This window comes from Paenibacillus sp. FSL F4-0122, from assembly GCF_038002845.1.
In the GTDB taxonomy this organism is placed as follows: Bacteria; Bacillota; Bacilli; order Paenibacillales; family Paenibacillaceae; genus Paenibacillus_AQ; species Paenibacillus_AQ odorifer.
The window spans coordinates 36126-48502 of record NZ_JBBODI010000001.1; the positions used below are offsets into that span (position 1 = coordinate 36126).

The window sequence follows — 12377 nt, forward strand, 5'->3', positions numbered from 1 at the left end:
CGACCTTCAATTGTATTTTTTACTGTAGAGAACAGAAAAAACCTATCGCCTCCAAAGAGGCGATAGGTTTAACCTTCGCGGTACCACTCTTTTTGATCGTTGCGTATTGCTTATAATAAACAACGAATCTTAGAACCCGATTACGGAGGGTTAGCCGTTAAGATCTACTGAGGTTCGATCTTACCGCTCATGGGTGAGTTGGGGAACCTACTCCGCTGTCTTGCACCAACCGGCAGCTCTCTGGGCAGTAGTTATTCCTTAATACTCCCAATCATTACGTTTATTCCGTATTGTATTTTGACCTAGTATATATTTAGAAATTATTCCCTGTCAATACAAATTCCACTTACAGCTCTACTGACTTACCCATTTCGTTCCAGACAGGCTGTCCGATCAGACCTAAACGCCAGATCGCAATTCCTTTAAGACCATAACGTTTAGCAAGTCCTACCTTCGAATTCACTGAAGATTCGTTTTCGCTATACACAGAGATCCCGAGGATCAGCTTATCCTTACTCACTTGCTGAAGCGCAAGCCGGATGCCTTCATCAACTAAACTCATCGGCTCTGGAACTTTTTTCTCTTGTAAATAATCGTACGCCATAATGACCAAATCATCTGCAAGTGTTCCTAAAGTTTTGTAATCATATCCTTTATAAGAACTATTTAATGGATGAAGAATAACGGTAAGTTTAAGTCCTGCTGCATGTGCTTTTTGTGATAGGTTTTTAACAAAAGCATTGTAATCTGCTTGCACCTTCGCCTTATCACCTGTTAGACCTAGGCCCTCCAGATCCAGGGTAATGCCTTGGAATCCTTTTTGCGTTGCAAGATCTACGATTCCAGTAATCGTCTGTTCTTGAAGCTGCTTATCTTCCAGGTTCTTAGTTAACTCTGATGCGGTATCTCCAGAGAAGACCATCAGATAAGGAGCTGTTCCACCTGCCGCTGCATTCGTGACAATCGATTCTGGCGTTACGTCACCAGCCGCTTGAGGCCATTTGAAATCAGTCCCCGTTGTGGTGAATTGCCCGCTTTTATCAATCCCACTCCAACCAAAGGCCACAGCATCAAAATTAGGAAGTAAGGAAATCTCACTATAAGAACTCAGAGCATAGAAACCAAGAGTGTACAGCTCAGTCTTCGGCGAAGTAATAGATACGGTCTTCGTAGATTGATTCCAAGCTACACCCGCACCAAACTGCTGGCCGAAAAAGCTAAGGGGAATCATCGTTGTATCCCGGATCGTCTGCGGAGCAACTCCTAACTTCACAACCGCGCCGTTAACACCTGCATTTTTGCTGCCAAGGGTCAGGGTTACCACTTTGGTCCCTGCAGTATCTGTTTTGGTAGCCGTAATTTTCTTCTGCGCCTGATTCCACTCGACATTAATTCCCAAAGCTTCAGATATAGCTCGGAATGGCACCATCGTTGTTCCGCTCATCACAACAGGTTCTACTGGAAAGGGTAGTGGATAACCATCCAGCACAATACTAACTCCACCAGCTGTGGCTGCCTGTGTGGTATTGTGGATTAAAGCCGTGGTGCCTCCTAGCGAAATAGCCAAACATAATACTAATTTACCGATTCGCTTGTTCATGAATGATAAGTCTCCCTCTTCTATGATATGAAGTCTAATCTTGTAAACTCTTATATGTCCTCTACCATTTTACCAAAGATTATCCAATTGTAAAATTAATAGATTGTCATCTATGAGCTTCGAAATTATTTTTCATATTAGAAGAGGTCGGCAAAATTACATAAACACGCTCAAAAAGGTTCCCACTGCTCGTTCAACATCTACATCCACTGCAACTTGTATGGGTTTACCTACTTTTGGCTGAGCCCGCAAGTCCGCTACGACCATTCCCGATGTGAACTCACCTTTGTGCTCCACACGAACATTCATCTCTTTGTAGGTTACTAGATCTGGTTGCAGCGCAACCATAAGTGCGAGTGGATCATGCAGCGGTGCGCTGTTGATCAAAAAGTTCGCTTCACGATAGAAATTAAAATAATGAGTAAGCGATTGTTCCATGAACGAAATGATCGCTTTATTTTCTTCACGTCCAAAACGGTTTAATAAATCGATATGCTCTTGGGTAATCCGCGTCTTAAGCGTAACGTCTAGACCCACCATCATAACAGGAAGCCCAGATGTAAATACATGATCAGCAGCTTCCGGATCCCCAGCAATATTCGCTTCCGCAACCGGTGTTCTATTGCCGGGATTGAAGATCGTACCGCCCATCACCACTACTTTTTTCAAAGTATTCTTAATACCAGGGTCCATGTCAAGCGCCATAGAAAGGTTAGTTAGATGTGCCAGTGTGACTAATACAATCTCTCCGGGATTCTCATTAGCCATCCGAACAATAAACTCAGATGCAGTTTCGCTAATGGGACGCTGGCTGGATGGAGCAATTTCCACATTACCAATACCGTTCTCACCATGCACATGAGTGGCGTAGCCTGAGTGCTCACGAACAAGTGCCTTGGATGCTCCTATCGCTACAGGAATCTCATAACCGGGCTTAGCAAGCTCAATTAGCCGCAGTGAATTGTCCGCCGCCTTTTCGACATCAATATTCCCAAAAACGGTTGTAATCCCTTCTACAATTACGTTTGGAGCGCGTAAGGCATATAGAATCGCCAGTGCATCGTCAATACCTGTATCTGCATCAATAATAATTCGTGTTTTGCTCATTTATGTTCTCTCCCATTATGTTTTTTCATAAAAACTATCATATCACGGCCAACGAGGGTCGCTCAATTTTTATTCAATTCCTGTTCTTTAAAGGCTTCAATAAACCGCTTGGGATCACACTCTATCAAATAAGCATACACACCCTTACTCGTGTGCAGATAGAACATGCCGCCCATATCCCCCATTGAACGATAAGACATATCGAAAATATCTTTTAGCGGGAATTCCCGATGACGAGTTACAATTCTATCTTGATATAGATACATTAGCCGATTGGAAGCAACACTTCGTTGTTCTCCATCCCTAATTTCTCGTTGTATCTTATAATACGGAAGCTGGGCTACCCATTTCATTTGCAGTCCTCCTGCTTGTCGTAATGGACTCCATTTTATTATTCTTTTTACCCTATTGCAAAATAAAGAAGCTTAACGACCCCATTAGCGGAATCATCAAGCTTCAGTAAATCACCGTTTATTTCTTTGTATAAGCTGCGGCTGCCTTGCAAAAGCGTTCCAATGCCTCAACTAACGTAGATCTCGGACAAGCCAGATTGATCCGCAGATGGCCTTTGCCCTCTGTTCCAAAAACAGAACCTTCATTAAACGCAACTTTAGCCTCTTTGTGCATCAGCTGCTTCAGACCGTCTATTTCCAAGTTCAGTTCGCGGCAATCTACCCATAACAGGTAGGTTCCTTGCGGCTGCATCACATGAACCTGTGGTAAATGCTCCGACAAATAGCTAATAGTATAATCCACATTATCTGATACATATTGTAACAGCTCATCCAGCCATTCTTCTCCGTCGTTGTAAGCGGCTTGTACTGCTCCTTGCGCGAAGAAACTAGCCATATGTAAGCTCAAGGCTTTCATTTTTTGATCAAATTTACGTTTCAATTCCGGATTCGAGGACACGATAAAAGAGGATTGAAGCCCCGGAAGATTGAAGGTTTTGGTCGCGGCAAGTGTGGTTAACGTAATATTGGCAATTTCCTCAGACAAAGATGCAAAAGGAATATGCTCATACCCTGGAAGCGCCAAATCACAATGGATCTCATCAGAGATAACTGTCACTCCGTGGCGCAAGCACAGTTCACCGAGCTTCAACAGTTCTTCTCTTTCCCATACTCTACCGCCTGGATTATGCGGACTGCATAACAGCAGCAGCTTAGCTCCACCCAACATCAGCCCTTCCAACTGCTCATAATCCATCTCAAAGCGCCCATTACGGACGATAAGCGGATTCTTGGCAACCTTCCGGTCATTCATCTGGATGACATCATAGAAGGGATAATAAACTGGCGATTGTAAAATAACCTCGTCCCCAGGCTCAGTAAACAGTTCAACAGAGAGGCTTAAGGAAGTTACAATTCCGGGAGAATCTGAAATCCACTCCGGTTTGATCTGCCAATCATGCCGTCTTTTAAACCATGACGTGATGGCTTCTTTATAAGTATCACTAGGTACACTGTAACCGTAAACTCCTTGTTCTGCGCGGCGCAGAATGGCTTCCTTCACTGCGGGAGGACTTTCAAAATCCATGTCTGCCACCCAAAGCGGCATAATATCCTTCTCACCAAACAACTTCTCGGATTGATCCCATTTGTAAGAGCTAGTATTACGGCGGTCAATTACGCGATCGAAATCATACTTCAACTAAAGTCACCTCATCCTTATAAACTTATCTTTTATTGTATCATGAGGAAAGCGATATGGCATCTTAAGATAGAATCAAAAGAATTCACATAAATAGATGATTAATTTCAAGTCGTTAGACGATAGAAAAACAATAGAATGTTAATAGTAAATACTCTGAATAAAGAGGAGGACCTTCGTTCGTCCTCCTCTTTACAATAATCATAAGTAAAATCACCAATATTAAGGTGACCAACTTATCTATACGAAATACACCTTATTACGCTAATTGTGTAATAACGAGATGTGCTGAAACAGATCTTGTTCCTCCAGCGAGAGGAGTAATAGTAAGTGCAGTAGAGTTACCAGCAGGATTCCGAACGGTCAGGATGGTGTTAATAACCGTTGTTTGCACTATAGCCATTTCTACGATTTGTGATGTACCTGTTGCGCGTCCAACTACAGTATAGGCGAGATCCGCGCCATTAAGAGTCAAGATGAGTTGTCCTGCTTCGGTTACACTAACCTGAAACAACACCTGATAAGTCCCTATTGCTGCTAAATTAAAAGAACTAGGACCCGTTCGTGCAATTGTCGTCCCGCTGGTAGGTCCGTTTTGAGGAAAACTTACGTCTGTGCCCGGTGCTACAGTTGCTGCATTATCAGGAGGCATTAGGGCAAAAAAATCAGCAAAACCTAATACACCTCCTGGTGCTCCGGTTGCCCCCGTTGCTCCTGCTGCTCCAGGTGCTCCCGCAGCTCCTGCTGCTCCCGGTGCTCCGGTTGCTCCCGCGGTTCCTGCTGCCCCCGGTGCTCCAGCTGCTCCCGGCGCTCCGGTTGCTCCCGGTGCTCCTGCTGCTCCCGGTGCTCCGGCCGCTCCCGGTGCTCCGGTTGCTCCAGCTACTCCTGGTGCTCCTGGCGCTCCTGGTGCTCCTGTTGCTCCTGTTGCTCCCGGTGCTCCCGGTGCTCCTACAAAACCTTGTGGTCCTATAGCTCCTGCAGGACCAGGTAAACCTTGCGATCCCTGAGGACCTACAACTCCTTGGGCACCCGGCACGCCTTGGGCACCCTGAGGACCAACGGGTCCCGCTACACCCTGTGGACCAATCGCTCCCGCTGGCCCTGGTTCACCTTGAGGTCCTTGGGGTCCTGGAGGTCCGCCGGCGGGTCCTGGAGGTCCTTCAGCTCCTTGGAGTCCTCGTGCTCCTTGAGCTCCGGGAACGCCTTGGGCCCCTTGTATTCCTTGGAGTCCTTGTGCTCCTTGCGGCCCTTGCGGTCCTGTAGCACCAACGACTGTCGGTGTAGTAACATTCACTTCTGGTGGAGGACAAGTGACTTTTACAATCTTCTTAATAACTTTTCGACGATGTTCTTTTCTTTTTCTTTTCGAAGGAAATACAGTGGCGACTTTTTTCTTATGACACTTTTTATCGTCTGGACAACTCAATGCGTACACCTCCCTATAAATATAGTTCAGTGTACGCATCTTACTAATTTTAGACATGGACCAATAACTAGTTTCTATTAGACTGGAACCTATTTTCATAAAAAAGGGCTAATAAAGTAGGAGGTGGCCCTTAAGTACATTACAATGTCCACACCATTTTTATTTACTTTTCGTATTTTATGATTAGGACAACTGACACTTCCCTATTAGGCCCAAATCATAGATTTGGGTTTTTTTATGAGCACATAAAAAAACAACCCCCAAACCACGGGAGCTGCTAATCATCAACTATTATATTTTATCAACAGGCTTACGAATGGTGTTGCCTACCTTCGTGAGAATATCCGCCATTGATGCCGAGTCATTTACGTCATAATCATCAATGTTCAGACGAAGCACTGGGCAAGCTGTAAACTCATTGATCCATTTCGAATATCTGCCATGCATATGCTCCCAGTAGGATACGTCCGTTTGAATTTCCATCTCGCGGCCGCGTTCATTAATTCGCGCTAAAATAGAAGGAAGACTGCCTTCAATATAAATCAGCACATCAGGGTGCGGGAAATAGGGTGTCATGACCATGGCTTCATACAAGCTTGTATAGGTTTCATAGTCTGTCTTGGACATCGTGCCTTGATCCGCATGCATTTTAGCAAAAATACCAGTGTCCTCATAAATCGAGCGATCTTGAACAAAACCACCGCCCATTTCGAACATTTTCTTCTGTTCTTTAAAACGTTCGGCTAGGAAATAAATCTGTAGATGAAAACTCCATCTCTCAAAATCATGATAGAACTTTTCAAGATAAGGATTATGATCAACTTGCTCCAGCGAGGTTTGAAAATCTAACCTTTTAGCCAAAGCACCTGTTAAAGTGGATTTCCCCACCCCCACGGTTCCTGCCACGGTAATTATGGCGTTAGCTGGGATGTTATATGGATTCATTTCATTAGCTCCTTTATGTGAGAGGCAATTTCGACGAAGTGTTCTGGGTTCTCCACGAAATCGACTGCATTTCCATCTATGGTAATAATAACGGTAGACGGCTCTTGAATCGCTAGAGAGCCCATCGCATCATCATAATCTTCTATCAATTGCTGCAAATACGCAGTATCCATATCCCCTTCAAAAGGGCGTCCGCGTTTGGCGATTCTTTTTAACAAGGTATCGAGATCTGCTTTTATATAGAGAATAATATTTGGCTTCGGCAGGTCATCCGTCAGCACATGATAGATTTGTCGATACTTTTCTCGTTTCGTTCCCTTCAGCGTTCGTTCCCCAAAGATAAGGTTCTTATAAATATGATAATCCGAGATCACCGGTTTACCTTTATCTATGTACTGAGTTACTGTATCTTCAAGCTGCTTGTACCGATTACAGAGAAAAAACATCTCCAGTTGAAAGCTCCAGTCATCCATGTTCTGATAAAATTTAGCCAGAAACGGATTCTCATCCACAATCTCCTTAATAATCGGTAAGTTTAATTCCTCTGCAAGCATCGAAGCTAATGTTGTTTTTCCAGCCCCGATCGGGCCTTCCACTGCAATAAACGGTGCATGTTCCATTGATGCTGACTTCCTCCTCAGATACGGACCCTTCAATAACTAATTTTAAAAAACAGACTAAATTATTGTATCACATGAGACCTTACTTGTGAGCGGCTAATTATGAAGAAACTTTTCCAGTAATACAAGTGTCCAACTGTAAGATAAACGCATATATAAGAGAGTTATTCCTCTGAAAAATCGGTTCGACATCTATCTTCTCCCCACGAGGATGAATCGGACCGAGGAGACTCTATTTCCGAAAAATCGGCTGTTTCAGCATACAATCGGACTCAGTTGCAGCTATTCTACCAAATGCGCCCTAATAATAGTCACTATCCGACCAATAAGAGCTATACAGTCCATAACCTTAGCTAAATGAGCTAATAAACAACAATAGTTGCCATACGGTCCTTTAGGATCACTCCTCTTTTCCTAGATGTCATCGCGCATTCAAAGGACTGGAACCACAGCAAAAAAGGTGTCCCTGAAGGGACACCTTTTTAGATCATTCTATTAAGATAAACGTCCGCTGAAATCTTCGAAAGCGAACTGTTTGATTACTTTAATTCCCTCTTCGTCATTGTAGCTGACGATAGCTGGCAGATTCACGCCGTTAAACATATGGTTCTTCACCATAGAATAATGCGCCATATCTAGGAATACGAGTCTATCGCCGTATTTCAAAGGCTCCTTGAAGGAATAATCTCCAATAACATCTCCGGCTAGGCAAGTCATTCCACCTAATCTGTACGTATAAGGATATTCCCCAGGTTGTCCAGCATCGATAATGTTCGGACGGTATGGCATAGCCAGTACATCTGGCATGTGGCATTCAGCCGAAGTATCGAGAATCGCAATGTCCATTCCGTTATGCATAACATCCAGAACGGTAGCTACCAAATATCCAGTATTAAGCGCAACGGCCTCACCTGGCTCCAGATAGATTTCCACACCGTAAGTCTCTTTCATATGCAGAATGCAGCGGACAAGGGTCTCCAGATCATAATCGGGACGTGTAATATGATGACCGCCACCAAAATTAAGCCATTTCATCCCTTTGAGATAAGGTCCGAACTTCTCTTCGACTACCTTGAGCGTACGCTCCAGTGTGTCTGAATTTTGTTCGCACATGGTATGGAAATGTAATCCATCAATTCCCTCAAGCTCTTCAGGTCTAAAGTTAGGGAGAGTTACTCCCATTCTGGAATAATTGTAGCATGGATCATACAGCGGAACTTCGATCTCGGAATACTCCGGATTCACCCGAATGCCGCAGCTGATATGCTTCGGTGCATTTTTCACACGATCCTTGAATCGATTCCACTGGTCAAAAGAATTGAACACAATGTGATCCGAGTATTCAAGAAGCTCATCGAATTCACTTTCCACATAAGCTGGTGCGTAGACATGAACCTCTTTGCCCATTTTTTCATAGCCAAGTCTGGCTTCGAATAAGGAGCTGGAAGTTACGCCATGCAAGTACTTGCCAACTAGCGGATACAAGGAGTGCATTGAGAAGCCTTTTTGCGCGAGCAAAATCTTAGCTCCTGTACGTTCTTGTACAGAATTCATAATCTCAAGATTGCGGGTAAGCAATCTTTCATCTACAAGGTAACATGGTGACGGGACAACGCTGATATCAATATCCATCAATCGCGCCTTAGTCTAGCAGCGTTGGCGAGAAATCTTCTTGCCAAGGCAGACCATGTTTATTCAAAGCTTCCATGAATGGATCTGGATCGAACTCTTCTACGTTGTACACGCCTGGTTTCTTCCAGATTCCTTTTATAATTAACATTGCCCCGATCATTGCAGGAACGCCTGTAGTATAGGAAATGGCTTGGGAGCCAACCTCTGCATAACATTCTTCATGATCGCAAACGTTGTATACATAATAAGTTTTTGGCTTACCGTCTTTAGTACCTTGGATGATACATCCAATGTTAGTTTTACCTTTTGTTCTTGGTCCCAGGGAAGCCGGGTCAGGCAGCATTGCCTTCAAGAATTGCAAAGGAACGATCTCTTTGCCTTCGTACATGATAGGCTCGATAGAAGTCATACCCACATTCTCAAGCACTTTCAAGTGAGTCAGGTAGTTCTGCGAGAAAGTCATCCAGAAACGGATCTTCTTCACGCCCTTGATATTAACAGCCAAGGATTCCAACTCTTCATGGTACAAAAGATAAATATCTTTAGGTCCGATTTCCGGAAGATCGTAAACTTTCTTCTCAGAAAGTGGTGCGGTTTCAATCCACTCGCCATTCTCGAAATAACGGCCATTCGCTGTAATTTCACGAATATTGATTTCAGGATTAAAGTTTGTAGCGAATGGATATCCATGATCGCCAGCGTTGGCGTCTACAATATCAATGGTATGGATCTCGTCAAAATAGTGTTTTTGCGCGTAAGCCGTGAACACGCCAGTTACACCTGGGTCAAATCCACTGCCGAGCAAAGCGGTAAGGCCAGCTTTCTCAAATCTTTCTTTGTAAGCCCACTGCCAGGAATATTCGAATTTCGCTGTATCTTGTGGTTCATAATTGGCAGTATCCACATAGTGCACTCCTGTTGCCAGGCACGCATCCATGATCGTCAGGTCCTGATATGGGAGAGCGACATTAATAACGACATCCGGCTCAAAGCTCTTGATCAGTTCAATGACTTCGTCCGTGTTATCTGCATCGAGCTGAGCAGTAGAAATCTTCGTGCGGCCTCCGGCTAATTTATCTTTCAGAGCGTCACATTTCGCGACAGTTCTGCTGGCAATGCAGATCTCTTCAAATACATCCGGGTTCTGGCAGCATTTATGAACAACAACACTTGCTACGCCGCCAGCGCCAATAATTAACGCTTTTCCCAAAATAAAAACCTCCTAAAATTCCATTTGCAAAATCAACAAGGCTGATTATACATAATATTTTTGAATAAATCAATAAAAACCGACAAAAAATGATGTGTTTTGTGTAAAATCTCTAATAAATCTTGTTAATACTCTTAAATGCTCATATTTCCTCGATTATCCACGTGTATAGATCAGGTGTTTTGCTGGAACAGAGTGGATTTTCAGAAACTAGAGCAACTAGATTATTCTATCACAAGAGGGTTATACTTCATACGATTTATTTTAAAATCAATGAAAAACCTCACCATCCTTTCAACTCCGCGTAAAGACGTACAGTTCCCACCCATTCCGATCAACAGCACTGCAACAAATACAAAGAGGCCGTAATATATACTCTTACCCGTTTTTGTCGCAATATTAATCGTTGTTGCTATGCCCATCCGTTTCGTGACCAGAATTGAACGATCATTGGGATAATTATAAGTTGTCCCATTTTTCCAATATTCATCATCATCCGTATAAAGAATCCTCGAAAAGATTCCCGCACACATTCTTCAAAATCGCATACGCTTTGTTTACCGTTATTGCATTTCCCTCTAAATCTTCTGCGCTCCACGCAAAAAGCTGAACTCTCCAGAAGGAGAATTCAGCCTAAAGCTTCTAATAAATAGTCAGCTTATTTATTGGAATTTATTCGAACTGCATAAGCATCTGCATCCCATTCTACCTGCGCCCCCAACATTTCGCTTATCAATCTGAGGGGTACATAAACGCTATCATTAATGAAGACCGGTTTTTGATCTGTTGCTATTACCTTTCCATTAACAGTCGTTTGTCCAGTTACCGAATTCAAGATCAGAGTTGTAGATCCCTTTACAGCGACCACAGCTCTCGATGGAACATCCCAACGAACATTAACTCCCATCTGCTCGAAGACTCCTCTTAAAGGAACATATGTCGAATTATTAATTAGTAGTGGCGGCATAGTCAGTTCCATTTCATTCCCATTCAACAATACTTGAATAGATTTCTTCACGAGCTGAGGCGTATTCACCTCGATCTCTCTGACCCCCAGACCCGTCTGCCCAAATTCATTTGCTCCCCAGGCAAGGACATGACCATCTTTTAAGAGTACATAATGATTTCTGCTCCCTTTAGAAATGGAAACTGCATTCTGAATACCCTTTGACTGTGTAACATTAATCTTGTTCTTATCGCCAACCGTCCACTGCCACACGGTCCCATCCGCCTTCACCGCGGAATCTGTTGTCAGCGAAATGACGCCTGAAAGCCCTGGAACCTGAACAGGCTTTAGAGTTTCTCCCAGATATGGATCTATGTAATTATTCCAAATCCATACTGTACCATCCCATCTCAATGCTGCCCCATAGAGCCCATAGGCTCCGTCCATATCAACCGCTCTATATTCTCCGCTTCCTTTAATAAGCGTAGGCTTTAAGATTACGCCTTTTTGCGTTCCCAGCGGTTGCTGCGATCCCCACACCCATACCTCTCCACCATTACCAAGCGCCACTGAATTATTCGATCCCGCTGCTATAGACAGGACAGAGGGTAGTCCCTTTACCTGCACCGGGGTTAGCTTGTTTTTCCGCGAATCGTCACCGAGTTCACCTTGTTCATTGCCTCCCCATGCCCAGACCGTTCCATCTTTAAGAAGAGCTAAGCTAAAGGTGCCCCCCGCAGAAACAGCTTTCACATCTGTTAGCCCTTGCACTTGAACAGGCTCTACAAGAATCTTAGAGGACTGTGTTCCAATGCCAAGTTGTCCATGCTCGTTCCCCCCTACTGCCCACACTGTTCCATCGTCCTTCAACATCAAGTTATGGCGATAACCACCTGAGATTTGCTTTACATGATCGATATGCATTTTGACGGGAGTATACGCTGGTGTGGTCGCCCCATTACCAATAGAGCCGTACCCACCACCCCACGCCCAGGCTGTTCCATCCGCAGTGACGGCATACGCACTTCTGTCACCAGCGTCCAGTTGGGTGATGCCAGACAATAATTTCTTTTCTTCAGGTGAATTCACATTATCTGCTGCTGCCACTAAGGGTGAGACCATAGCCAAGCTAAGAACAGTCCCGACAACAACTCTACAAATCCGACTTACCTGCACTTTTGACATCAAGCTTTGTTTAAACACTTGAGATCACTCCTTTTTATTAAAAAATAGATAAC

General features: G+C 44.0%; 11 protein-coding genes and 1 other annotated feature. All 11 genes read right to left on the bottom strand.

The window, feature by feature from the left end; genetic code table 11:
• Positions 1 to 52: 52 nt before the first annotated feature.
• Positions 53 to 284: a binding site (T-box leader), on the bottom strand.
• 62 nt (positions 285 to 346) lie between these two features.
• Positions 347 to 1600: a stalk domain-containing protein gene (locus MHH49_RS00175; RefSeq protein ID WP_341137821.1), complete on the bottom strand. Its 1254-nt coding sequence runs from the start codon at positions 1598 to 1600 to the stop codon at positions 347 to 349.
• 156 nt (positions 1601 to 1756) lie between these two features.
• Entirely contained in the window at positions 1757 to 2707 is a 951-nt protein-coding gene (locus tag MHH49_RS00180) for a nucleoside hydrolase (protein WP_076140902.1), read from the bottom strand.
• A 62-nt stretch (positions 2708 to 2769) separates the two neighbouring features.
• Positions 2770 to 3060, bottom strand: a complete 291-nt coding sequence (locus MHH49_RS00185) for a hypothetical protein (protein WP_076140901.1) — start codon at positions 3058 to 3060, stop codon at positions 2770 to 2772.
• A gap of 118 nt (positions 3061 to 3178) precedes the next feature.
• On the bottom strand, positions 3179 to 4360 hold the full coding sequence (locus MHH49_RS00190; protein ID WP_036679326.1) for a MalY/PatB family protein: 1182 nt from the start codon (positions 4358 to 4360) through the stop codon (positions 3179 to 3181).
• A 259-nt stretch (positions 4361 to 4619) separates the two neighbouring features.
• A complete protein-coding gene (locus MHH49_RS00195; RefSeq protein WP_339811040.1) occupies positions 4620 to 5795 on the bottom strand; it encodes a collagen-like protein in 1176 nt (391 codons plus the stop codon).
• A 282-nt stretch (positions 5796 to 6077) separates the two neighbouring features.
• Complete coding sequence (locus MHH49_RS00200) at positions 6078 to 6731, bottom strand: deoxynucleoside kinase (protein ID WP_036679320.1); 654 nt, start codon at positions 6729 to 6731, stop codon at positions 6078 to 6080.
• On the bottom strand, positions 6728 to 7351 hold the full coding sequence (locus MHH49_RS00205) for a deoxynucleoside kinase (protein ID WP_036679318.1): 624 nt from the start codon (positions 7349 to 7351) through the stop codon (positions 6728 to 6730). The genes MHH49_RS00200 and MHH49_RS00205 overlap by 4 nt, the downstream gene beginning before the upstream one ends.
• Before the next feature lie 495 nt (positions 7352 to 7846).
• A complete protein-coding gene (gene nspC, locus MHH49_RS00210) occupies positions 7847 to 8983 on the bottom strand; it encodes a carboxynorspermidine decarboxylase (RefSeq protein WP_036679316.1) in 1137 nt (378 codons plus the stop codon).
• A gap of 10 nt (positions 8984 to 8993) precedes the next feature.
• Positions 8994 to 10193, bottom strand: a complete 1200-nt coding sequence (locus tag MHH49_RS00215) for a saccharopine dehydrogenase family protein (RefSeq protein ID WP_036679313.1) — start codon at positions 10191 to 10193, stop codon at positions 8994 to 8996.
• A 224-nt stretch (positions 10194 to 10417) separates the two neighbouring features.
• Positions 10418 to 10726 (bottom strand): DUF5808 domain-containing protein, encoded by a 309-nt coding sequence (locus MHH49_RS31100; RefSeq protein ID WP_076143349.1) that lies wholly within the window; start codon positions 10724 to 10726, stop codon positions 10418 to 10420.
• Positions 10727 to 10851: 125 nt separating this feature from the next.
• Positions 10852 to 12342, bottom strand: a complete 1491-nt coding sequence (locus tag MHH49_RS00220; RefSeq protein WP_339811044.1) for a stalk domain-containing protein — start codon at positions 12340 to 12342, stop codon at positions 10852 to 10854.
• Positions 12343 to 12377: the final 35 nt, after the last annotated feature.

Excerpts from the sequence above, each read along its gene's own strand:
- MHH49_RS00175 (WP_341137821.1), bottom strand. The coding sequence starts at position 1,600 with ATGAACAAGCGAATCGGTAAATTAGTATTATGTTTGGCTATTTCGCTA.
- MHH49_RS00180 (WP_076140902.1), bottom strand. The coding sequence starts at position 2,707 with ATGAGCAAAACACGAATTATTATTGATGCAGATACAGGTATTGACGAT.
- MHH49_RS00185 (WP_076140901.1), bottom strand. The coding sequence starts at position 3,060 with ATGAAATGGGTAGCCCAGCTTCCGTATTATAAGATACAACGAGAAATT.
- MHH49_RS00200 (WP_036679320.1), bottom strand. The coding sequence starts at position 6,731 with ATGAATCCATATAACATCCCAGCTAACGCCATAATTACCGTGGCAGGA.
- MHH49_RS00205 (WP_036679318.1), bottom strand. The coding sequence starts at position 7,351 with ATGGAACATGCACCGTTTATTGCAGTGGAAGGCCCGATCGGGGCTGGA.
- nspC (WP_036679316.1), bottom strand. The coding sequence starts at position 8,983 with ATGGATATTGATATCAGCGTTGTCCCGTCACCATGTTACCTTGTAGAT.
- MHH49_RS31100 (WP_076143349.1), bottom strand. The coding sequence starts at position 10,726 with ATGTGTGCGGGAATCTTTTCGAGGATTCTTTATACGGATGATGATGAA.